Below are 24,065 nucleotides of genomic sequence, written 5' to 3' on the forward strand. Positions count from 1 at the left end.
ATATTTTTAAATTCGAAATATTTCATAATAATCTAATTTTTAGGAATTAATTAATGATTCTAATAAACTATCCGGAAAATAATAATAACTATTTTCCGCATGCTATAAAATAAAATAAAGTGGCAGCTGCCACTTTATTTTATAAAAAATCTTTCAATTTCTTACTTCTAGTAGGATGTCTCATCCTCTGTAAAGCTTTTTTCTCTATTTGTCTAATTCTTTCACGTGAAAGATTATAATCTTGACCAATTTCATTTAATGTTCTTCTTCTCCCATCTAATAAACCAAACCTTAATTCTAAAATTCTTTTTTCTCTTAAAGGAATTGTATCTAAAGTTTCATCTAATTCTTCCTTAAGTAACATATCATGGGTAATTTGATCTGGAGTAGGCATAGTCTGATCTTCAATCACATCCCCTAAATAAAAATCATCTTCTTCACCGACAGGACTATCTAAAGAAGCAGGTTCTTGGATTAACTCTTTAATCAATCTTATCTTTTCCTCTGAAATATCCAACTCTTCACAAAGTTCTTCAATACTAGGATCTCTTCCTAATTCTCTAGTTAACATATTTAAGACTTTCAAATATTTATTCATCATTTCCCACACATGTGCTGGAATTCGAATAGTTCTAGATTTATCAGCTAGAGCACGATTTATTCTTTGTCTAATCCACCAAGTTGCATAAGTACTAAAACGATATCCTTTTTGGTAATCAAATTTCTTAATAGCCTGCATCAATCCTAAATTACCTTCTTGAATCAAATCTAAAAAATCCAGACCTTGACCCAAGTATTTTTTAGCAATACTAATTACCAGCCTTAAGTTTGCTTCAATTAAAATTTGTTTAGCCTCATTATCTCCTTCAGATATTCGTTTAGCTATCTCTCTTTCTTCCTCTGCTGATAATAATTCATGAGCTGACTGCTTTAAATATAATTTAATCCCGTCATTTACTGGTGATTCCAAATCCTCCCCCTCCTCAAAACATCTTTCTTTATTATATCTATTCTTTTACAAGACAAAACTTTCCTATAATAATTATTTCTCAACAGAAAAATCTTTTCCTGCAAATTTATAAATTTTATAAAAAACTATAATACTCAGCCTATTAGATGATTTGTTGACTATTATGCTTTGAAGAGATTATAAAATATATATTAAAGAACTAATTTCAGTAATTATTATAATATAAATATATTGCAATCCTTTCACTTTTGAAAAATAAATAATATTTATCCAAAATCAGATCAATCACCTATATATTATAACTATATTATGGATTGATATTTAATTGATATATCATTTTAACCTTCCAATAAAATATAGATATCCAAGTCTAAAGTAAAACTTAATGAGTATAAAGAGACACTTTTAGGTGCTAGGTGATAGGTCATAGGAGTTAGTAAGATCTTTCTATGTCCTAGCTCCTAACGCCTAACTCCGAAACTGTCGCTTTATCTATAACGATATATTTAAATACCATTCTAAAGTTGGGTGACTATAATTCAAATATAATAATAGCTAATTTAATATTAAATTAGCTATTATTCCACAATTATAAATACCCAAAATAAAAACCTCTGCAAGCAGAGATTTTTATAGCTTATCTAATATTTTTTTAAAATTAGGAAATGAAATATTAATACAATCAGAATTTTCAATCTCTATATCATCTTTAGAAATTAATCCTGCTACTGCCAAAGACATAGCAATTCGGTGGTCATGATAGCTCTGACAAACTACTCCACCTTTTATTTCTTGTTTACCTATAATTTCCATTCCATCTTCTCTCTCTTTAACCTCTACACCCAATCTAGTTAATTCTTTAACCATAGCATCAATTCTATCGGTCTCTTTAACTCTCAATTCTTTAGCATCTTTAATAATAGTCTTACCATCTGCTTGACTAGCTGCTACTGCTAAAATTGGAATTTCATCTATTAAAAGTGGAATTAAATTACCATCAATTATTGTTCCTTTTAGTTGACTATTTTTAACCTTGATATCTGCTATTGGTTCGCCGTTAACCTCACGTTCATTTAATAATTCAAAATTACCATTCATCTTTCTTAAAGCTTCAATCACTCCATCTCTAGTAGGATTCAAACCAACATTCTCTATGATTATTTCTGAATTCTCAGTTATCATTGCTGCTACCATTAAAAAGGCTGCAGAAGATATATCACCAGGTACTACTACTTTCTTAGCAGTTAATTTAGGATTACCTTGTACTTTAACTTTTAAACCATCAACCTCTATATCAGCTCCAAAATACTCTAACATTCTTTCAGTATGATCTCTTGATTTAGCCGGTTCAATAACTTCAGTTTCACCTGCAGCATATAATCCTGCTAACAGAAGTGAAGACTTTACTTGGGCGCTAGCCACTGGGGAATTATAAGTAATTCCTTTTAAATCTGATCCTCCCAGAACTGAAATCGGTAATAAATTTGCACCATCTCTACCATAAAAACTGCCACCCATTTTACTTAAAGGTACCGTTACTCTATCCATAGGTCTAGTTCTCAAAGAATCATCACCAGTAACTACAGTATAAAAATCTTGTCCCGATAATATCCCTAACATCAACCTAGTAGTAGTCCCAGAATTCCCTAAATCCAATACATTATCTGCTTCTTTCAGACCATGTAGACCAACACCATGAACTAACATATTTTCAGTACCTACACCTTCAATTTTAACCCCTAAATCTTGAAAAGCCTTAACAGTACTTAGACAATCTTCACCAGTTAAAAAGCCTTCAATTTCCGTCTTTCCTTCAGCCAAAGAACCTAACATTACAGCTCTGTGAGAAATTGACTTATCTCCTGGGACCTTTATTTTTCCTTGTAATTTATCCTTTGGACTTATTTTTAATTTCATACTTCAATCCTCCCTACTTTTTGGTCACTTTATAACTATTTTGCTGCAATAGTTGATAAGCTTCCAACTGCTCATCTTCTTGTCGAAAACTAAGTCTAATTGTTCCTCCATCTTCTCTAACTTTTAGCACTTCAATATCTTGAATATTTATTTCATTATTCCCTAACAGAGTAGCTACTTTGGCGATAGCTTTTGGTTTATCTTCTAAAGTTAAAATTAATTCAAAATTACTTGGAAGTAAACCTTTCTTCTTCATTGGAAGTTTTAACCTAGCATCTCTAGTTTCAGATAGCATAGCTGTTAATTTTTCTGTAGAATCTCTATTTATTATTTCCTTTAAATAACTTAATTTCTCTTCAAATAAACTAATAGTATCTAAAACTGCATCTTTATTATTTAAAAATATATCACGCCACATAATAGGATCTCCAGCAGAAATTCTAGTAGTATCTCTAAAACCACCTGCAATTAATGAGGTTACCAATTCATCTTCTTCTGCTAATTCGGCAATTACGCTCATTAAATTTACTGCTACTAAATGGGGAAGATGACTAGTTATGGCTACAATTTTATCATGTCTTAAAGGAGAAAGAATAAGAGCTTGCGCTCCTACTCTCTCTATTAAATCTTTTAATAGTAATAAATAATCTTGCTTAGTATTTTCAGTTTCTGTCAAGACATAAATAGCATTTTCAAATAAATATTTATCAGCCCCTCGAGGTCCAACAGTTTCAGAACCAGTCATTGGATGACCACCAATATAATTATAACCCTTTGTTAGCTTTTCTAATTCACCTACCAAATTAGATTTTGTACTACCAACATCAGTAATTATAGTATTTGGATTAATATAAGGTAATATCTTTTGAACCAAATCCTTGATGATACCAACAGGAGTAGCTAATATAACTAAATCAACATTTTTAACTCCTTCTTTCAAAGAATCTGTTCTATTGATAGCTCCTATATCTAAAGCTTGTTGTAAATAATCAGAATTCTTATCAATACCTATTACCTCTTCAACTTCATTAATATCCTGAAAAGCCAAGCCCAAAGATGAGCCAATTAAACCTACTCCAACAATTGCTACTCGTCTAATCATCAAAACCATCCTTTATAATTTTCGGTTAACAGCAGAAGCTATAATCTTCATCTCTTCTACCATAGTCTTGAATTTCTTAGGTTTTAATGATTGAGGACCATCACATAAAGCATTCTTAGGATCCGGATGTACTTCAACCATAAGACCATCTGCCCCAACTGCTAAGGCTGCTTTAGCTAATGGTGATACATACTTCCAATTTCCTGTTCCATGGCTTGGATCTATAATTACAGGTAAATGACTTAACTCTCTAATCACGGGAACAATAGCCATATCTACAGTATTTCTTGTTTCAGTAGTAAAAGTTCTAATTCCCCTTTCACATAAGATAACATTATAGTTACCTCCAGCCATAATATATTCAGCTGCCATCAATAATTCTTTATATGTCGCTGTCATCGCTCTCTTTAATAAGACAGGTTTATCAGTTTTTCCTACTTCTTTTAGTAATGGGAAGTTCTGCATATTGCGAGCACCAACCTGTAATATATCAGCATATTTAGCTATTAATTCTACATCTCTAGTATCCATTACCTCAGTAACTATCTTTAGTCCTGTTCTTTCTCTAGCTTCTGCTAATAATTTTAATCCTTCTTCCTTCATACCTTGGAAGCTATATGGCGATGTTCTTGGCTTAAATGCACCACCACGCAAGATCTTAGCTCCACCCTCTTTTACCTGTTGGGCAGCTTCAAATAATTGTTCTCTACTCTCAATTGCACATGGCCCTGCCATAATTACAAAATTATCTCCACCAATTTTTACACCATCAACATCGATTACTGATGGCTCAGGCTTAAACTCTTTACCTGCTAATTTATAAGGTTTACTAATCTCCACTACCTTATCTACACCAGGAAAAGCGCCAACAGAGTTAAGTAATTGCTCTCTCTTTCCTTCGCCTACTACACCAACAATAGTCTGATTCTTACCATTATCAGGATGGGCCTCAAACCCTGCCTCTTCAATCTTTTTAATTACATTTTTAATCTCCTCTTGCTTTGCATTACTTTCCATTACGATTACCATTTAAATCTCCTCCTTATTTTCTACTTTCTTCTACCTTCTCTTAAATAAAGATTTTTCTTTATATAATTTACTTTAATAAAATCACATAGTAATTTTATATCATGTAATATCAATTAACTTATATTAAACTCCTAATACATTTTTAAGAACTTTAACAAGCTTTTTATTCTCCTCTGGTAAACCAATTGTAATTCTAACTTCAGTATTATAGCCGTAAGAAGATAAACTTCTAATAATAACTCCTTCTTTCAACATTTCTTCAAAAACTTTGTCATTTGACATAGGTAAATCTACTAATATAAAATTGGTCTCTGTTGGAACATATTCTAAGCCTAACTTCTCAAACTCTTGATATAAATATTCTTTACCTTGTCTATTATAATCCAAAGTTTTAGCTACATGGTCTGAATCATCCAAACTAGCTGTAGCACCTATTTGAGCAATTGTATTGACATTAAATGGTTGTCTTACTCTTTCCATATAATTGATTAAACTCTGATTAGCAATACCATAACCAACTCTCAAGCCACCTAAGCCATATATTTTAGAAAAAGTTCTTAAGATAATAATATTATCATAATCTGATAGATAATTAATTGTCTCTGGATAATCAGTGCTCTCTACATACTCATAATAAGCTTCATCAAAAACTATCACTACATCATCAGGTACTTCTTTTAAGAATTTCTCAACTTCATCCTTCTTTACTATAGTTCCAGTTGGATTATTAGGGTTACAAATAAATATTACCTTAGTTTTATCAGTTATTTCTTTAGCCATAGCTTCTAAATCATGAGTATTATTCTTTAAAGGAACTTTATTGATCTTAGCTCCCATCAGCTTAGTAGCAAATTCATATTCACTAAAAGTAGTTTCAGCCATAATAACTTCATCATCACTTCTCATAAAAGCCTGACCTAACATTACCAATAATTCATCTGAACCATTTCCAAAGATAAGTTGATCTGATTCAACACCTAGGTTAGTACTTAACTTACTTCTTAAATTATGTACATTACCATCAGGATAGATATTAACCTTGTTAATTGCTTCCTTCATTTGCTCAATAGCTTGAGTTGAAGGTCCTAAAGGATTTTCATTTGAAGCTAATTTAATTACTTGATCTAAACCTAGTTCTCTCTTCACCTCTTCTATTGGCTTTCCAGGTATATAAGGTTTAAGGTTCATGATTTCCTCTCTTACTATCTTCTCATCTACCATTTATACCCTCTCCTTTCTTTATTAAATCTGGCCTTAACTTTTTTGCTTCTCTTAGATAAATATGTCGAATTTCATCGGCTTTTTTATTGGTATTATAATGGATTAAAACTCTAATACATTTTTTTAAAGCCCCCTCAACCTCTAATTCTTGAGAACAGAACAAAGGAACAGCAGTCCAACCTATTTCTCTAGCGGCTACTGCAGGAAAGGCTTGATTTAAATCTGAAGTCATTGAAAAAATAACTGAAGCTATCATATCTTGATCGATATTATTAGATTCAACTATTTCTTCTAATAATTCTTTAGTAGCAGATAAAATTTCATTTTTATCATTATTCATTACTGTAATTGCTCCTCTAATTCCTCTAATCATAATAATCACTCCTCCATACTCTAATCAATAATGAACAACTAAATTAATATATAATTTATGTAACTGCTCTATGCCCCAATCCGATTGCCATTTCATTTAAATGTAATAATCCAATCGCAAAGAAGATTGCAACACTAATATGATCATCTTGTCTTGCAATTCCAATTTTTCCTCCTACATTAAAACCTATTGCTTTAGAATTAAGCTGAGTCAAAGCTTCTCTGGTAGCACCTGCTACTGCACCTTGATCAGTATGTGTTTCTTTAATCACATTCTCCCGTTTGGCTGCTATAATTGCCCGTTCAATAATAGTCTTAATAGAAGAATTATAATCACCACCAAAATCCACTGCGGCTACCTTCATCTCATCCTTTTTATAATCTTTCTTTAATTTTCCCTCTTCTTTCCGATCACTCAGTGCCATTTTTATTGCTGCTGTTGCAACTTTCTTACTATTTGAATCTTTACTTGCCATTTTAATCACCTCTTTTATCTTAATATTATGACTATAAATATTATTTGTTATAATACAAATTTATAAACCATTATAATAAAAAAAAGCACCCCATACAGATAGGAGTACTTATAATTATCCCTTGTTTTACCTACTCTACCTACTGTACTACAAATAATATTATTCAATTATTTTCTAAACTAAAACAGTAAATCATTGTTACTACAATACCTACTATTAAGCTTCTACTATACTACTTGATTACTGCTTTATAACATATTAACATAATTATTCTTTCAACGCAAGAAGAATTTAAAATCTTTTTTAATACATAGTAATTGAATATAAATTCAAGTTTATTTCTTTTAAACTCTAATATTTATACTTGCTGCAATCTAATAAAAATTATATAATATAAGTAATTATTATAGGTTTAAGATTTGGGAGGCAATAATAATGAAAAGTCTAATTGTATATAAATCAATCCACCATGGTAATACTGAAAAAATTGCTATGGTGTTAGCAGAAGTACTGCAAGCCAAGTTATTATCAACTCGAGAAGCAACACCACAAATAATAGGGAGATATGACTTAATAGGTTTTGGCTCAGGGATATATTTTGGGAAACATCATCATAAATTATTAAGTTTAGTAGATGATCTTCCACAAATTAAAGATAAACAGGCTTTTATATTTTCTACAAGTGGAATTAGAAAATTACCTATTATTCATAATTTTAATAAAGAATTAAGAAAAAAGCTATTATCTAAAAATTATAAGGTCATTGGTAATTTTTCTTGTCGAGGCATTGATAGTTATGGTCCTCTAAAATTAATAGGAGGAATCCAAAAAAAACATCCAGATCAAGATGATTTTGATCGTGCAGCTTTATTTGCTGAAAATCTAATCAAATAAAAAAGACCAACTTGGAGTTGGCCTTAAATAGATTATAATTATATTAACTTCTAATCAACAAATCCTACATAGTCAACTAGCTTCTTTTGATCATCCAAAGAGATAATCTCTATCTTATCCTCATTAATAACTGCTAAAGTAGCAACTTTAGGCTCTTGCTTAGGCAAAGATATACTACCCGGATTTAATAACACAACCCCATCTACTTTTTTAGCTACTGGTTGATGTGTATGGCCAAAAATCAATATATCTGCTCCAAATCTTTTGGCAAATTCAATTCTATCCTGCTCATTTTCATGTTGATATCCATGATACATCACAATTCTACATCCATTATTATCCACTACAGCATACTCAGGTAATGGATATGGTAAAACCCAATCATCTACTACTGCATCTACATTACCCTTTACCGCTAATAAATTACCCTCGAAATCATTAATTTCTGATACTAAAGCTTTAGTATTATATCCTTCTGGTAAGGGATTTCGTGCTCCATGATAAAGGATATCCCCAGCTACTAAAATCATCTCTACATCATCTAAACATTCAACAGCTTTCTTAAAAGAAGTTAAACTTCCGTGAATATCACTGATTACACCTATTTTCATTAGTAATCACCTCTAAATAATTTTCCCTTAATAAGATCAACAATTCTATCTCAACTTTTAATATAACTATTCTGCTAAGCAGGTCTGGTCTTTACCATTTTCTTTGGCTTGATATAAGGCATTATCTGCAGCACTAATTAATTCTTTTTGAGACTTACCAAACTTATAATTAGCTGCTCCTATACTTATTGTCACCTTTAACCTGAGGTTATCATAACTTACTACCATTTCTCTAACTCGTTTATTAATCCTTTCTGCCATTATAACTACACCTTCACTATCAGTTTCTGGTAAAATAACAGTAAATTCTTCGCCACCATATCTAGCTACTATATCAGTATCCCTAGCTTCTGCTTCTAATAACCTAGCTAAATTCTTCAAAACTTCATCGCCAACTTGATGACCATAAGTATCATTAAAATCTTTAAAATTATCTATATCCATTATTATTAGAGAAAGTTCTCTATTATAACGATTTGCCATACTTATTTCTCTTCTTAAAGAATTTTGGAAATAACTATGATTATAAAGTTTAGTCAACCCATCTCTTGTAGCTAACTCTTCCATTTGCTTATAAATTGTAGCATTTTCAATAGCAATAGCCATTTGATTTGCTAGAGTAGTTAGAAATCTTCTATCAGCCTCTTTAAAGTTTCTCTTAAATCCAACTTGTGCAGCAGCAATAACACCTAAAACTCTACCCCTTACTTTCAATGGAATAATGACCGCTGACATCAGATTAATAAAATCAAATTTCTCTTTAGCTTCTTTAGGAACTTCATCTGTAATTAATGGGCTATCCTCTTTAATAGTTCGCCAAGCTATCTCTTCGGCTAAACTAATTAATTTTTCTTTATCTTCATTTTGAGGAAAGCCTACAGAAGCAACTAGGTCTAATTTATCTTCATTTTCATCATTAACCAAAAATAAACCAGACATTGAAACCCCCATCGTACCCATAACTACATCTACAGTTAGATTAATTACTTCATCTAAATTCAAAGTAGAATTAATAGTATTACTGGTTCTTTGTAAAGTGGAAAGACCTGCCACATTTCTTTCCATCTTTTCGAAAAAATGAGCTTTCTCAATTACTAAAGGTGCTTGTTCTACTATTGTTTGAATAGGCATTAAATGTCTATTCGAGAAAAACCCCTCTTCCTTGTGCAAAAAGAAAACAATCGCTTTAATGTCACCTTCTATAAAAATTGGAGATATTAATAAAGACTTAAAACCATCTTCAATAAATAAAGTAACATCTTCATTCTCTTCTTTATCTAGAGAATTAATAATAACACTACCAGACTCTTTCAATGGATGGCCAAAATATAAATTACTCTTTTTTATTTTCATCTTTTTTAAATATTTCCTATCTAATCCTACAAAAGATTTGATATCAAAATATCCTTCTTCTTCTGATTCTGCTAATAATCCACCATAATTAATTCCTAACTGTTCACATCCGATCTCTACCAAAGAATCATAGGTCTCTTCCAAGGTAAAATTAGAACTCATTCGATTATTAATATCATGTAATCCAGTTAGACTATTGCAGGTTAAACTAACATCTTCTAATTCTTTTTCTTTATCCTTAAGTAGTTGTATTTTTCTATTATAATTATTTATAATCATTAAAGTTACCCAAAAAGTCAAAGTATTAAAAATAAAATTTACAATTAAATCATCTTGGTAGATTAAAATTAATGCTAAAACTAAACTAATATATAAATTTTCTAATTTGTCATCTATATTCTTCAGATCGAAAAATGATATTAGATCTATAGCTACCCCAATTAATATTGCTTCTAAAGCAAAAGAATATAAATTTATTCCCAAATAATTGCTATAAAAAGCAGCTATCAATCCAAGAATTAATCCATAAGGCCTTCCTAATAATTTTCCACTTAATATAATAACTAAATAATAAAGACCTATATTATAAGCACCTAAAAAATAACTTCCCAAAAATAATAATAATATAAAACTAATATTAAGATAGAATTTATTTTTCTTACTTATATCTGTAACTTTTTTCCCAAAAGAGAATTTAAAATTTGTAATTAAATAAGTAACAGATATAAATATAGATAATTTTAAAACCAAATAAATTCCTAAAGTGATCTCCCCCATAATAATTCCTCCGCCTCTATATCCTAATTTTATATTAGTTAGTAATTTGGCTAATATAATTTTACTTGTGTATAACTAAACTTTTAATTAATATGATGCTAAACTTTATATTTATAAATATCTTTATAATATTTCTAGATAAAGAGTTTTTTACCTTCATAATTAGAAATATTTTAATTAAAATATTTCTAATTATGAAGTCTCCTTAAGATATTAGATTTAAAGAAACTGAGCTAGATTGCTCAGTTTAATTATTATCTTCCACTGCTAAAATAATTACTTTATCCTCTTCCTTTCGATCTAAGTTCATGGCTATTTCCATATCCTCTAACTTTCTCTTCTCATGGCCAGTTAATCTAGCATACTTAACATTTTTATCTTCCATCTTAATGCCTCCTTAAATTTTATATATTCACTATATAATAAAAGTTTAATGTCCAAATAACCAATTTATTTATATATATGATTTGAAAGTTTGGAGGACTTTATGTATTAAAAAATAAAATTAAGTTATAGAATTTAGTGCGTAAAACCTGATGGGCTTACCCTCATGGATGTAAGCACTAACAATAAGCTAATTCGATATTAGTTTATTGTTAATTGTTACTATACATATTATCTTGAATTTGTGGTAAACTAATATTAATTAAGGTAAATCTTCTTACAGGCATAGCCTGACGTGATAAATCCACAACTGAATATATGGAGTTGCAACAGGAATTGAAGCGATAACCAAGCTCCTCTGTTGCGTAAAATATTCAAGGTATCAGAAGTCCTTAATCGTCAGTACTGTAGGGCATACAGGATTGGATTCATCACGAAGAGTTTTTAATAAAAACTCGTAGGTAAGCCTCTGGAGAAACTGTAAGACCTATTAGGCTTAATACTTGATATTAAGTTGACATAGGCTCGTTTCTAGGAATGAGGAATCCACATTGGGCTTGCCCTGTGGAGTGTCAATTATTTAAATACTCTTTGGCATATAATAAATTTAATATGGATAAAGAATGTTTAATTTGACCTGAAGAGATAAGACTATCAATCTCAGTTAACTTAACTAACTCTATTTCAATATCCTCAGTTAAATCTAAGTCTTGTTCTGATGTTAAAATAACATCTTTTGCCAAATAAAAATGACAATAATTATTTTGAATTGCTGGGTTAGCTGCTACTTTACCTAAAGAAACTATATCATTACTAGAATAACCTGTCTCTTCTAGTAGCTCTCTTTGAGCAGCAAGTTGAGGATCTTGCTCACCCTTATCTAAAGTTCCTGCTGGCACCTCTAATGTAACCTCATCAATTCCAAACCGATACTGTTTAACTAATACTACCTCTTCTTTAGTAGTAAGTGGAACTATATTTACCCAATCCAAAAACTCCATTTTAAAGAATGGATGGATTATTTTCTTCTTAGTATGATAGCATTTTTCTTCTTTAAAAGAAACAATTCCACTTTTATAAATTATTTTTCTATCTTGTACTTCCCAAAAATTCTTCATATCTATTTCTCCTATATATAATTTATTGATATCTCCAAAATGGGAGTCCAGTTTTTTCATCATATTTTCTTTCAAGTTCTTCTCCTTCAAACTCCTCAATTATAAATTCACAAGCAAATACTGTAGTCCCTGTAGTAAAATGCCCACCATATAATCTTCCATCTTCATCACCTAAAGCTATATGAGCATGAAGCATAATTTCATTATCTTTCAAAGAAATATTACCTAATAAACTTACAATCTCTAAAGGTTTGTTAATCTCATCTTCCTCATAGACCTTTTTTTTGGTTATAAAAAGATAGCTTTGCTTTTTCTACAGCCCCTATAGCCGTTATTCTACCTAGCTTTATACCTGCATTATTGATAATCTCTGTAATTTTTTCTAGAAGATCATCTCCTCTTTCTAATCTTCCTTGATAAAGATTTGATACTTTATATTTCTTTAACATCATACCACCTCAGAATATATATTTCTTATGGCTGTTCACTAATAAACAGTTATTATTAGCTATCTAAAAAAACATTTAAATATTCAACCACAAAATTCCACCTTAAAAATAATCGATTTGTATATATTATAATAAATTTAGAACTAACTTACAAAAGTATAAATTCCATTATATTTATAAAGACAATAATAAAAAAATCAAATTAATTTAAAGTATAATAATCATTATCAAAGTCATACTAACATATAAATAATATATTATCTTATTAAATTCTTTATAACTATAAGGGAGGTTTCAATCATGCCAGAAGAAATTATTAATAAGAACAGAGTAGTATCTACACTCAATGAAATATTAAAACAAGAACATATGTCTATAGATTCCTATAATGATTTTATTGCTAAAGCTAAAAACACAGATACTAGACAACTATTACAAAACATGCAACAAGACCATAAAGACCATGCCAGTACTTTAACTACACATATACAAAATTTAGGGGCAGCCCCTCAAGAAGATAGAGGTCTTAGTGGAGTAATCTCTAATACTATGATGGAATTTGGGAGTCTATTAGGAATAGAAACTGACAATAATCAATTATTAGAAAAACTTTATACTAAAGAAAAAAATGGTATCAAAGAAACAGAAAAATTTATGAATCAAAAACTTGATCAACGGAGTAAGAAAATAGTCACATCTCTTCTATCAACTAGAAAAGACCATTTGAAAAAAATTGAAAATAATTTAAAATAAATTTTAATCTTAAATTGCAATATTAAATTGAACTAGTTTCAAACTGTAATAATTTGGTTAATTAGTTATATAGAATTTCTCTTAGTTGATCTTCAAAAGCTTCATCAGGAGTTAGGTATCCTAAAATTTTTCTTGGTAGAGTATTACACCAGTTTTGAACTCTAGCAATAGATTCAATAGAGAATTCACTTATACTTCTGCCTTTAGGTATAAAACGTCTTATGAGACCATTATGACGTTCATTGGTACCTCTTTCCCATGATGAATAGGGATGAGTAAAATATACTTTTGTATCAACTATTTCTTCTATAGAACCTAGCTCTGAAAATTCAGAGCCATTATCGCAGGTAAAGCTTTTAAATACATTAGAAAAAAGCTCTCCAGAGTCTTTGATTAGTTTTAATATAGCATTTTGAACAGATTCAGCTGTTTTACCAGGAATTTTACGAATGATTTCTTTACGAGTCATGCGCTCTGTCATAGTGAGTAAAACTTCATCATTTTTATTCTTTTTACCAATAACAGTGTCAATTTCCCAATGCCCAAATTCACTGCGATCATTAATATTTTCAGGGCGTTCATCGATACTTGTGCCAAGTTTCTTTTTATTACGCTTAAGACATTTTGATTTTGAAGAACGTTTAAGCTTCAATGGCAAATCAATATTGCTAATCTGAAGTAGTCCAAGATCTATATAGTTATATAGAGTTTTAGTGCATACCATCTCTGACTTTGAGAATTTGTTATGCAGCTTTGCTGCACCACAAATAGAATCAAGAGATTGTTTATGCTCGCAAAATAACTCTATAACATAATCAATGAATGTTTCACATTCTAAAAGCTTAAATTTCGGTCCGCAATTTTTACGATTAGATTCATAAACTTTTTGACCAGCGTCAGGGAAGTAAATCTCTACAGTTTTATTGCCTTTAATTTGGGAAACTGTACCACGCTTTAACTCGTTTCTAATTGTATTAGAAGCTCTACCTAGACGTTTTGCAATAGCATAAGGCGACATTCCTTCGGAATGTAACAATGCAATTTGACCACGCTCATAAGCATTTAGGTGTTTATTTTTTCGGGATTTTGGTGTATCATTTAAGTAGTCCATAGTGTGCACCCTCCTGTAATTTTTTGTTTTGTGGTGATTCAATTATATTACAGTTTGGTCCACTATGGGCATTTTTTTATTAGTTCAATTTAATTATACAATCAACCAATAAATTTTAATCTTAATTTGACTAATATTAGTCAAATTAAGATTTTTATATTCTATTTAATCTTATACTCATCTTCTTCTAAAGTATATTCACTATTATTACCTTCTTCTTCTTTTCTAATTAAATTGAACATATAATTCCAGACAGTTAAAGCTATAACTGTATCATCTAACCAGCCTAATAAAGGCAATAAAATCTCTGGAATCAAATCAACTGGAGATAATATATATACTAACGGAAAAATTAATAATATCTTTCTCATTAAAGATACCTTAGGATCTCTGATATATTTATAAGCTAATTTTATATTATTAATCATCAATTTAAATTTGTTTAATTTAGACATTTTATTCACCCCATCATCTATAGTATGAATAATTATGATATCAAAAATACCGTTAAAAATTATATTTGAGAAATTCTAACTTCAAAAAATTGATCTTTATCAGCATTGCAAACAGGACATCTCCAATTATGAGGTAAATCATTGAAAGGAACCCCTTTCTCTAAATTAAACCTTTTATCCCCTACTTCTGGATTATAGGTATAACCACATACTTCACATTTATATTTTCTATTTTCTTTGTTATCTATTGTCATTACCTCCCCTTTAAAGCCACTTTTTCTTCTTGAAATAAATTAACATTCCTATTACCATAAATAACATTACTATTAAAGTAATTGGGTAACCTAATTCGCTTTCTAATTCAGGCATGTATTTAAAGTTCATCCCATAAATTCCAGCAATAAATGTTAGAGGAATAAAAATAGTAGAGATTATAGTCAACACCTGCATTATTTCATTCATTCTATTATTAACACTAGATAAATAAGTATCTAAAATTCCATTAATTATATCTCTAAAGGTCTGAATTGTATCTATAGTTCTCTCAACATGATCATTAACATCCCTTAAGTATAAGATAGTATCTTCCTTAAAAAAATCATTATCCACCTTAGATAAACTAGTGATTAGACCCTTTAAGGGCCAAACAGCTTTCTCTAAAAATATCAATTCTCTTTTTATTTGCTGTATATCTGGTAACATATCTTGAGAGGGATCCATAATTAACTCTTCTTCCATCAAAAATAAGACTTCACTTATTTCATCTAAAACTACAAAATAATTATCAACAACTATATCTAATAAAGCATAAGCTAGATAATCAGAAGAAAGCCTACGAATTTTAGACTCCTTATTCCTAATTCGACTTCTAATGCTTTCAAATACATCTCCTTCTTTTTCTTGAAAGGTTATAACAAAATCCTTGCCTAAAATAATACTGATCTGCTCTATATCAATCTCTTCATTTTCATTATAAGAAAATAATTTAATTACTAAATATATATAATCATCATAGATATCTAATTTAGGACGTTGTTCTGTATCTAATATATCCTCTAATACTAAAGAGTGAATTTCAAATTCTTCTCCTACCTTTTTAATTAAGTCTACATTATGTAAGCCATCAATATTGATCCATTTAATCCCTGTTTCATTTCTATGATTTAAAGCTTCTTCAATCTCAACATCTTTCTTTTCTATATAAAAGCCATTGCTATAATGAAAAAAATCGACCTTAACCTTTTCATCTTTATGCTTTCCACTATGTATCAAAGTGCCTGGAGGTAATCCTCTCTTTTTAATATAAGTCTTTCTTAATTTATAACCCATTAACTATCCCCCCCAACTCATCCCATTTATTTTAATAAGGTAAAAAAATTTTGCTAATCATTTTAGATAGATTAAATTAATATTTTAATGAATAAGCATTAAAACCTTCTTATACCTCAAATGTTATTATAGCAAATTACTTATATCTCTCAATAAATAAACTAATTTATGGATACTCCTTTTTGAGCAACTAATATATAGATACTGTTATCTATTAATTCCCATTCAGTTAGCTTAAAACCATATTGCTCTAATAAATCAGAAATCTCAGTCTTAGAATAAATCTTTAAAGAATTGTTTAGTATTGCCCTAAATAAATTATTAATTTGCCTTAAAGGAGTTATCTTCCAATAATCACCTACTATAAGATAGCCATTGGGCTTTATAACACGTTTCATCTCTGATAAGACTCTTTCTGGATGAGTATAACGTTGAAAAGCCTCTGAACATACTACTAAATCAAAGCTTCCCTCATCCCAAGGTAATATCTCTGAATCACAAATAATCAAATCACTTTTTTCTCCTAACCTTCTTTTAGCAACTCTTATCTTATCTGCTGAAGAGTCTAAACCTGCAAGAGTAATAGACTGATCAAATTTATTAACCCTTGCCAACAAACTTCCTTTTCCACATCCTACATCTAAAATAGAACTAAAATTTAGACTGTGTAACCTTTTTAATAAGCTATCATACAATAAAACTCTATCTGCCTCATACTTTTTGCAAGCATAAGCATCTGTATGCCAAGAAAAACTACCACTTATACTTCTTTTATCTTCACATAAATCTCTATCATTCACTACTTTCGGCCTCCTCTTTAATGTTTCCAGCCTACTTTACAATAATACTTATCTTCCTTCTAGCAGACAGTTTAAAATTATTAATGCTAGTGAAAACTTCTTAATAACTCCTCTAAAACTATGTATATTAATTTCTAGCAATTAATTTAATTACCTTTTCTTATCTAAGACAAATTCATAACTTATTTGATAGACATTTTTCAATTAATATCTAAAATCTTTTAGATAAAATTTATGATTTAGATATCAAAATTATTATATTATAAGAATAAAAATTATTTTATTGCTAAAGTTACTCCTAATTAGTCTTATATTATTTTAAGAGTAAAATAATCTTATTAAATTCCAACTAAATCAATATAACTTTTATTAGTTATAATAAATATATTAATAAGTTTATCCAAAATAAGCAATTTAAAACTTACTTCTATTTATATTAAATAACTTCTCTTGACACTAATTATTTCATAATAGTATGAACTTTATTAAAAAATAATTTTACTAATATTTAGTTTTGAATTTTTTGAATTCACCTTGATAATCTTCATCTATAACCTCTACTTTCTTTACTTGGGCCAGTGGAGATCCTATACTAATAAAATCTATCATCTTCTTCACCTTATCCTTATCACCACTAATAATGGCTTCTACTCTGCCATCAGATAGGTTTTTGACCCAACCTTTTATGCCTAAATAAGCTGCTTTTTCAGAGGTATACCAACGAAAACCCACACCTTGTACTTTACCACTTATGTAAAGGTGTTTACGTACCTTTGCTGACATTATTACACCCCTTTCAATAATTTTATAGTAAATACCTTAAACAATCTATATTTTCATCTTTCTTTATGAGCTTAATTTCTCCTTCTTTTATCCAAAAATTTACATTTAGTTTAATTGCACTACAACTGAAGAGAACATATAAATTTATAATATTAGCTTAGGAATATACTAAAAGTAACTACTGTAAGATAAGAAACAAATTAAGGACCTTAGTAGTTATATATGAAATATTAATATATCAAGAAATTATATCATGTAGCCATATAAATAATTAAACCTTCCAAAATAGATTTTAAAACAGTCTTTTAATTTAGACTGTATCTACTTTAGAAGGTTTAATCAGAAATCAGAAATAATTATTTAATTAAGCTTTCCAAATATTTTTTTCTCCATTACCATCTACTGAATTTTTATAAACTGCTCTATCAGCAGTAATTTTAATAATATATCCCTCACCTGACATATGATTAAAGGGACAATACTTTTCAGCTTCCTGATAGAGTGATGAATCAGACTTAGCTATTTCTGCTTGTCCAAAAACTTGCACACCTTTAATTGTTTTATAATCTCCATAAAATTCTGTACTTACTAATAGACAAACATCCTTATTCTGTCTTAAATTATCGAATTTAGAACCTCCATCACTGTGAATATAAATATCAAGGTCTTCTCCAAGAAAATATTTAACAGGGCTTACTCTTGTATCTGCTCCAGAGGTTGCTAATGCCCCTGTATCTTTTTTCTTTAAAAATTCAATAACCTTCTGCTTTACTTCTTCACCTGTTGTAGTTGCAACTACCATCTTGATTCTCCTTTCCTATCTATGCTAATATTAGTATGGATTAGTATTAAAAAAATATGCTTTAAGGATTTATTTTTACTGAAATTTAAGCAAGATATTTCCTTAGGCTTAATAGACACAATAGCCTATTTCTTCAAAGCTAAATAAAGTTATTTTAAAACTACTATAGCTTCTGGAGTATTAACTCTAAAAGTAAAAGATTCTAAGAAAAAGAACTCTAATTCATCTCTATCTTGATAGTTAAAACCAATAGAGATATCTTCTCCAACAATCAACTCAAAATCCTCTCCTCTAGTAGAAAGTAATATCCCCTTATCTCCCAGAACAGGTGCCGGAATTACTTTTCCTTCAATTAATTCTTCTAATCTCTTTCTAGTAGGATATCCCTTATCATCAATTTCATTTAATTTATATAACATTGAAAACATTTTAGGACCTAACAATAATATATATGGACCTTCTATATTCTCGATCACCAAATTTTTAACACCTGTTGCTACTGCTGAAACTATCCCTTCTTTTTCATTAATATCAATTACTTCTTGGGCAGAAGAATCTATTAATCCTTCTATGCTAACTTCATCCATACCATAAAAAATTGCTTCATTTTCTGCTCTAGCAACCTTCTCTGCAGCTTCAATTAATGGATCAGTATCCACATCTTCTGCGCCCCTAACTAAAGATTCAATCTCTTCTAGATTCATCTTAAAAGGAACTTCTACTTCTATTAAAGGTAAGACATGACGCTTAAAATACCTTATTCCTTCTAATTCAGAATCATCAAATAATACTCTTCTTCCTGTATTTACTGCAGCAAAATCAATTCCTTTTGGTCCAATAAAATCAACAGCTCTACGACCTGTCAATTTAATATTTAGAACATCTCTTGCTTCCTCTTCTATAAACTCCCAAGCTTCAGGAGTTATTGGCGCCAATGACCTTCTTAAATTGCTCATCAATTTTCCCCCTTTCTATTTAAACCTTTAATTCCTAATGAATTATCACTACTAGTACTACTTATTTGGGGATTATCTATGGGCCCATGCTTATGATCATGTCCATGGTGGTGCTCATCATCAGCATGTGTAATATGACCATCACTAAATAAAAATTCTTTCAAATATTGATCAAAAACAGAGTGATGTCTTCTTAACCATTCTAATGCCATTGCTGCATGTTCAAACTCTTCATCACGATTATGTTCTACTATGGCTCTAACTTGAGGATCTTTAGTTGCTGCAGCCCTTTGATTATACCAATCAACTGCTTCCAGTTCTTCCATTACAGTTACAATCATCCGATGAAAATCTTTAGCTTCTTCTGGCAAGTTATATAAATCTTCATCATGAAGTGCCATAATTAATCTACCTCCTTTATTCTAGTTGGTGCCTAATAACGAATGTTAAAACAAGTATTAATACAACTATATAATTACACTCTTTTATCTAAAATATACTTATACTCTTTTATTTCTAAAAAAACTAAGCAATTAACTAACAATTTAATAAAAAAAGAGTATTGACCTCAAGTCAATACTCTCTTAAAATAAGAAATTTAAATATAATCTATTCTAATAAATTTATATTCTATACATTGTAATTAATCTTGAATATATAATAGCTATTAATAAATATAAAATAATACTAACGGATAGCTAGTCACAAATGACAAGTTGATTAATTGATTTACTGCTTGCTTATGACTTCTCAACAACGCATTATTCTATCTAATAAATCAACTTCCTATTAGCATAAGACCTTATGTTTATAATAATATATTAATTAGGTCTATTAAAGTTTAGTTAAAATTTCAGGCCCCTTCTTAGTTATAGCAACAGTATGTTCAAAATGTGCAGATAGCTCCCCATCAGTAGTAACTGCTGTCCATCCATCATCTAAAACTTTAACCTTATGAGTTCCTATATTAATCATAGGTTCAATTGCTAAAACCATACCTTCTTTCAATCTTGGCCCTCTTCCTGCAGGACCAAAGTTAGGTATTTGAGGATCTTCATGAAGTCCTCTTCCAATTCCATGTCCTACAAAACGCCTTACTACTGAATATCCATGCTTCTCAGCGTGATTTTGAACTGCATGAGAAATATCAGACAACCGATTCCCTGTAACCGCCTGCTCAATCCCCTTATATAAAGATTCTTCTGTAGCTTTTAATAGACCATTAGCCTTCTCAGATACTTGACCAACTGCTAATGTATATGCCGAATCTCCATAATAACCATCTATAATAACTCCCATATCAATACTAATAATATCACCAGATTCTAATACCCTTTTTCCTGGAAAGCCATGCACTACTTCTTCATTGATAGAGATACATAGAGTATAAGGAAAACCTTGATAACCTTTAAAAGCTGGCTTAGCACCTTTACTCAAAACAAACTCTTCTGCTATTCTATCAAGCTCACCTGTAGTAATTCCTGGAGCAACTTTTTCAGCTAATAGAGCATGAGTCTCTGCTACTATCTTTCCAGCTTTCTTCATAATTTCTATTTCACGTCTAGACTTTCTAATAATCATCTTCTTTATCACCTCTAAAAATTTTCTTAACACCAAAATTCAATTATAATAAGTCCTTGACTAAAGTTTATCAATTATAAATTAGATAATATTTAACCACAATTAGATTCTTTTTATAATTATACATTAATTACACATAGATAGCAAAAATATTATACTCAAGACTTATCCTTTATATCTTAGTATATCTAAATTACCACTAGCTAAACAGCTAAAATCTAAATTAGAAAATGAAAAACTTAAATTTATTATTTGATGCTTCTTATATAGATATCTGATTAATAAGATAAAATAAATATTTATCTTTACGCGTTGTGCTAGTTAAACCTTAATATAAATAGTGTCTTTTTATGGGTATAAAGAGACACTTTTAGGTGCTAGGTGATAGGTCATAGGAGTTAGTAAGATCTTTCTATGTCCTAGTTCCTAACGCCTAACTCCGAAACTGTCGCTTTATCATTCTATTGTATCAGTTCTTTTAATAGCACAACGCGTTATCTTTATACTATTCAATAGCTACTTCCTAAAAACATTAATAAATTCTAATAAAAAACTAAGCCATCTTAGTGTAAAATAAGTGTAGGTAAATTTAATCAAAAAATTAGAAAAAGGACTCCTCTTTTGATAAAGTGTTAAGTACCTAATCAAAACACATCAAGGAGGAGTCCCTATGGATACAATTATACAGCAGTTTGGAGAAAAAATTAAGGATAATTCAGAAGAATTTTTAAAAAATATTCTATTGAGTGATAAAGAAGATATTTCAGACTTTATAAATACTCTAAGAAAAGACTTTGATGAATTAGGTAAAGAGTTGTGTAAGTATATTATAGAAGTAATAGATGAAGTAATTAAGGAAAGTCCTGAGCGTAAAAAGAATTGGAAGATAGTAAGAAAAAAGAAGAGAAAATTGATAACAGAGTTTGGTGAAGTTGAATTTGAGAGAAGGTATTATAAATCTAAGTTCAATAAAGAGTATGAACATTTAGCAGATAAAAAATTAGGTATAGATAAGTATCAAAGGATAGATACTGGCTTAGAAGCAAAGATAGTAGATTTATCAATTGATAAATCTTACGCCAAAGTAGGAGAGGAAGTAGTGAATAATTTAACTATAACAGGTCAAACAGTTATGAATAAAATAAGAAAATTAGGTAAAATAGAAAACGATAAATTAAGTAATCCGAAAGCAAAAAGAAAGATTGATTATTTATATATAGAAGCTGATGAAGACCATGTTTCTTTGCAAAACGGGAAGAATGCTGTACCAAGATTAGTTTATGTTCATGAAGGAATTATTAAAGAAAATGGTAGAAATAAGTTAAAGAACAGTTATTCCTTTTCAGGTATGTATAACAAGTCGGAAGACTTGTGGCTAGAAATTATGGACTATATAGAGGATAATTACGACTTTGATAGCATAAAGCAGATTTATATTGCAGGAGATGGGGCACTTTGGATTAAAGAGGGTTTAAAGTGGTTGCCTAAAAGTAAGCAGATACTAGATAGATATCATTTAAATAAGTATGTTTTAAAGGCTACAGGACATGCCCAAAAGCTTAGATTTGATCTTTGGCAAGGAATAAATAATTTAGATAAAGTACAGATAAAAGAGATATTTAGTGAATTGATATCTCAAGCTGAAAAGGAATCTAAGAAGAAAGCGATAAGACAAAGTAGAAGCTATATTTATAATAACTGGGCTGGAATAGTAAACTATTATAAAGATGAAAATGCTATTGGTTGTAGTGCTGAAGGTCATGTTAGTCATATATTATCAGATAGATTAAGTTCAAGACCAATGGGTTGGTCTGAAGTAGGAGTAGATCAGATGGCAAGATTAAGGTCTTTTAAATTTAATGGAGGAACAGAATACGAATTAAAAGAAATTATTCTAGAGAAAGCAAGAAAAGAGCAAAAAGAAGAAAAAATAGTGGAAATAGAATCAAAAGTAGTGAAAAATAATTTGAAAAAGAAATTTGCTGAACCAAGCAATAATATCCCAAGTATAAATAAAGGAGTAAGAACTAGACTGTTTAAAGCAGTAAAGTCATTGCTTTAATTATCAAAAGAGGAGTTTTAAACTTTTACCTACAGAAACTTGACACTATCTCTCCCATTAAGCTTTTAGATCTTTCAAATTAATCATAATTCTAAATAAAAATTTAATGTTTGAAAAACTGTGTTTAGTCTGTGAAGATTCTTGGCTAAAAAATTTTTGAGGTTTTTATAAAAATATTTCACTTTAAGTTCACAAACCTATGGTAGAAAAATATTAGAGAATAATAAAAAATCAGTTTCAGAAATTATTTCTGAAACTGATTTAAAAAATACTAAACTACTTAGCAAAAGCATGATCACCAATTATTATCGTCTTTTCTCTAGTTTCTAGCCACCATAAAGTTTTTGCTGTTTTAGGATTATAAAAATACAGTGCTCCAAGTGATGGGTCACTTCCCTTTAAAGCCTCTTTAGCAGCCTTAAAAGAGGATTCACTTGGTGTTAAATAAATTTGCTTATCATCAACAGAACTAAATTGTCCTTCCTGATGGATTACATCATAAACATTATCGGGAAACTCTAAACTTTTCACTCGGTTAAGAACTACTGCTGCTACAGCAACTTGTCCTTTAAAAGGTTCACCTCTTGCTTCTCCATTAACTGCTCTAGCTAGCCATATTAAATCTTCATCACTATAATCACCTATACCATTAAAATCACTCTCATCTTTATTAAAGAATTTATTTGCTAAATACATCAATAGTAATGATATAGCTAAGCCTTTATATGCATCTTTCTCATCCATCTCTTGTGCATATGCA

The 24,065-nt window shown here is 29.7% G+C and carries 25 protein-coding genes and 1 pseudogene; 3 read left to right on the forward strand and 23 right to left on the reverse strand.

Annotated features, from left to right (window positions below; translation table 11 throughout):
- Positions 1-139: 139 nt before the first annotated feature.
- The 7 genes from OREMA_RS0109350 to OREMA_RS0109380 form a co-directional block, all read right to left on the reverse strand.
- A complete protein-coding gene (locus tag OREMA_RS0109350) occupies positions 140-970 on the reverse strand; it encodes a sigma-70 family RNA polymerase sigma factor (protein ID WP_018249010.1) in 831 nt (276 codons plus the stop codon).
- 630 nt (positions 971-1,600) lie between these two features.
- Positions 1,601-2,887 (reverse strand): 3-phosphoshikimate 1-carboxyvinyltransferase, encoded by a 1,287-nt coding sequence (gene aroA, locus OREMA_RS0109355; RefSeq protein WP_018249011.1) that lies wholly within the window; start codon positions 2,885-2,887, stop codon positions 1,601-1,603.
- Between the two features lie 13 nt (positions 2,888-2,900).
- On the reverse strand, positions 2,901-3,989 hold the full coding sequence (locus OREMA_RS0109360; protein WP_018249012.1) for a prephenate dehydrogenase: 1,089 nt from the start codon (positions 3,987-3,989) through the stop codon (positions 2,901-2,903).
- A gap of 12 nt (positions 3,990-4,001) precedes the next feature.
- Positions 4,002-5,018 carry a 3-deoxy-7-phosphoheptulonate synthase gene (gene aroF, locus OREMA_RS0109365; protein WP_018249013.1) on the reverse strand — a complete coding sequence of 339 codons (1,017 nt, stop codon included), beginning with the start codon at positions 5,016-5,018 and terminating at the stop codon, positions 4,002-4,004.
- A gap of 123 nt (positions 5,019-5,141) precedes the next feature.
- Positions 5,142-6,239: a histidinol-phosphate transaminase gene (gene hisC, locus OREMA_RS0109370; protein WP_018249014.1), complete on the reverse strand. Its 1,098-nt coding sequence runs from the start codon at positions 6,237-6,239 to the stop codon at positions 5,142-5,144.
- Positions 6,229-6,612, reverse strand: a complete 384-nt coding sequence (aroH, locus tag OREMA_RS0109375) for a chorismate mutase (RefSeq protein WP_018249015.1) — start codon at positions 6,610-6,612, stop codon at positions 6,229-6,231. The genes hisC and aroH overlap by 11 nt, the downstream gene beginning before the upstream one ends.
- A 55-nt stretch (positions 6,613-6,667) precedes the next feature.
- Positions 6,668-7,087: a HutP family protein gene (locus OREMA_RS0109380; RefSeq protein ID WP_018249016.1), complete on the reverse strand. Its 420-nt coding sequence runs from the start codon at positions 7,085-7,087 to the stop codon at positions 6,668-6,670.
- 435 nt (positions 7,088-7,522) lie between these two features.
- On the opposite strand from OREMA_RS0109380, the gene OREMA_RS0109385 reads away from it, so the two are divergent.
- Complete coding sequence (locus OREMA_RS0109385) at positions 7,523-7,981, forward strand: flavodoxin family protein (protein ID WP_018249017.1); 459 nt, start codon at positions 7,523-7,525, stop codon at positions 7,979-7,981.
- A gap of 50 nt (positions 7,982-8,031) precedes the next feature.
- Here OREMA_RS0109385 and yfcE read toward each other — a convergent pair whose 3' ends face one another.
- The 5 genes and pseudogenes from yfcE to OREMA_RS19435 all read right to left on the reverse strand — a co-directional run bounded on the left by yfcE (position 8,032) and on the right by OREMA_RS19435 (position 12,676).
- A complete protein-coding gene (yfcE, locus tag OREMA_RS0109390; RefSeq protein ID WP_018249018.1) occupies positions 8,032-8,592 on the reverse strand; it encodes a phosphodiesterase in 561 nt (186 codons plus the stop codon).
- 66 nt (positions 8,593-8,658) lie between these two features.
- Positions 8,659-10,722, reverse strand: a complete 2,064-nt coding sequence (locus tag OREMA_RS0109395) for a diguanylate cyclase (protein WP_018249019.1) — start codon at positions 10,720-10,722, stop codon at positions 8,659-8,661.
- A gap of 247 nt (positions 10,723-10,969) precedes the next feature.
- On the reverse strand, positions 10,970-11,107 hold the full coding sequence (locus OREMA_RS18860) for a hypothetical protein (protein ID WP_018249020.1): 138 nt from the start codon (positions 11,105-11,107) through the stop codon (positions 10,970-10,972).
- Between the two features lie 571 nt (positions 11,108-11,678).
- Positions 11,679-12,224 (reverse strand): NUDIX hydrolase, encoded by a 546-nt coding sequence (locus tag OREMA_RS0109405; protein WP_018249021.1) that lies wholly within the window; start codon positions 12,222-12,224, stop codon positions 11,679-11,681.
- A gap of 22 nt (positions 12,225-12,246) precedes the next feature.
- Positions 12,247-12,676: pseudogene (locus OREMA_RS19435) on the reverse strand (PPC domain-containing DNA-binding protein).
- Positions 12,677-12,973: 297 nt separating this feature from the next.
- On the opposite strand from OREMA_RS19435, the gene OREMA_RS0109415 reads away from it, so the two are divergent.
- Positions 12,974-13,426, forward strand: coding sequence for a DUF2383 domain-containing protein (locus OREMA_RS0109415; RefSeq protein ID WP_018249022.1), 453 nt, complete (start codon positions 12,974-12,976; stop codon positions 13,424-13,426).
- A gap of 61 nt (positions 13,427-13,487) precedes the next feature.
- Here OREMA_RS0109415 and OREMA_RS0109420 read toward each other — a convergent pair whose 3' ends face one another.
- The 10 genes from OREMA_RS0109420 to map all read right to left on the reverse strand — a co-directional run bounded on the left by OREMA_RS0109420 (position 13,488) and on the right by map (position 21,243).
- Entirely contained in the window at positions 13,488-14,537 is a 1,050-nt protein-coding gene (locus tag OREMA_RS0109420) for an IS30 family transposase (protein ID WP_018249023.1), read from the reverse strand.
- A 161-nt stretch (positions 14,538-14,698) separates the two neighbouring features.
- Complete coding sequence (locus OREMA_RS17570; RefSeq protein ID WP_018249024.1) at positions 14,699-14,992, reverse strand: DUF1232 domain-containing protein; 294 nt, start codon at positions 14,990-14,992, stop codon at positions 14,699-14,701.
- A 59-nt stretch (positions 14,993-15,051) separates the two neighbouring features.
- The gene (locus tag OREMA_RS0109430; protein WP_018249025.1) at positions 15,052-15,246 is read right to left on the reverse strand and encodes a rubredoxin; all 195 of its coding nucleotides are present in this window, start codon (positions 15,244-15,246) and stop codon (positions 15,052-15,054) included.
- A gap of 10 nt (positions 15,247-15,256) precedes the next feature.
- Positions 15,257-16,321 carry a magnesium/cobalt transporter CorA gene (gene corA / locus OREMA_RS0109435; protein WP_018249026.1) on the reverse strand — a complete coding sequence of 355 codons (1,065 nt, stop codon included), beginning with the start codon at positions 16,319-16,321 and terminating at the stop codon, positions 15,257-15,259.
- Between the two features lie 161 nt (positions 16,322-16,482).
- Positions 16,483-17,121, reverse strand: a complete 639-nt coding sequence (locus tag OREMA_RS17575; RefSeq protein ID WP_018249027.1) for a class I SAM-dependent methyltransferase — start codon at positions 17,119-17,121, stop codon at positions 16,483-16,485.
- 501 nt (positions 17,122-17,622) lie between these two features.
- Positions 17,623-17,904: an acylphosphatase gene (locus OREMA_RS0109445; RefSeq protein ID WP_018249028.1), complete on the reverse strand. Its 282-nt coding sequence runs from the start codon at positions 17,902-17,904 to the stop codon at positions 17,623-17,625.
- Between the two features lie 364 nt (positions 17,905-18,268).
- Positions 18,269-18,706, reverse strand: coding sequence for a pyridoxamine 5'-phosphate oxidase family protein (locus tag OREMA_RS17580; protein ID WP_018249029.1), 438 nt, complete (start codon positions 18,704-18,706; stop codon positions 18,269-18,271).
- A 149-nt stretch (positions 18,707-18,855) separates the two neighbouring features.
- Positions 18,856-19,662: a family 1 encapsulin nanocompartment shell protein gene (locus OREMA_RS0109455; RefSeq protein ID WP_018249030.1), complete on the reverse strand. Its 807-nt coding sequence runs from the start codon at positions 19,660-19,662 to the stop codon at positions 18,856-18,858.
- Positions 19,662-20,063, reverse strand: a complete 402-nt coding sequence (locus OREMA_RS0109460; RefSeq protein WP_018249031.1) for an encapsulin-associated ferritin-like protein — start codon at positions 20,061-20,063, stop codon at positions 19,662-19,664. The genes OREMA_RS0109455 and OREMA_RS0109460 overlap by 1 nt, the downstream gene beginning before the upstream one ends.
- Positions 20,064-20,496: 433 nt before the next feature.
- Positions 20,497-21,243: a type I methionyl aminopeptidase gene (gene map, locus OREMA_RS0109465; protein ID WP_018249032.1), complete on the reverse strand. Its 747-nt coding sequence runs from the start codon at positions 21,241-21,243 to the stop codon at positions 20,497-20,499.
- Between the two features lie 670 nt (positions 21,244-21,913).
- Here map and OREMA_RS0109470 point away from each other — a divergent pair.
- A complete protein-coding gene (locus tag OREMA_RS0109470; RefSeq protein ID WP_018248361.1) occupies positions 21,914-23,305 on the forward strand; it encodes an ISLre2 family transposase in 1,392 nt (463 codons plus the stop codon).
- Positions 23,306-23,581: 276 nt separating this feature from the next.
- Here OREMA_RS0109470 and OREMA_RS0109475 read toward each other — a convergent pair.
- The coding region (locus tag OREMA_RS0109475) for a cell wall hydrolase (RefSeq protein WP_018249033.1) at positions 23,582-24,065 on the reverse strand (484 nt) is incomplete at its 5' end.

Source organism: Orenia marismortui DSM 5156 (assembly GCF_000379025.1).
GTDB lineage: Bacteria > Bacillota > Halanaerobiia > Halobacteroidales > Halobacteroidaceae > Orenia > Orenia marismortui.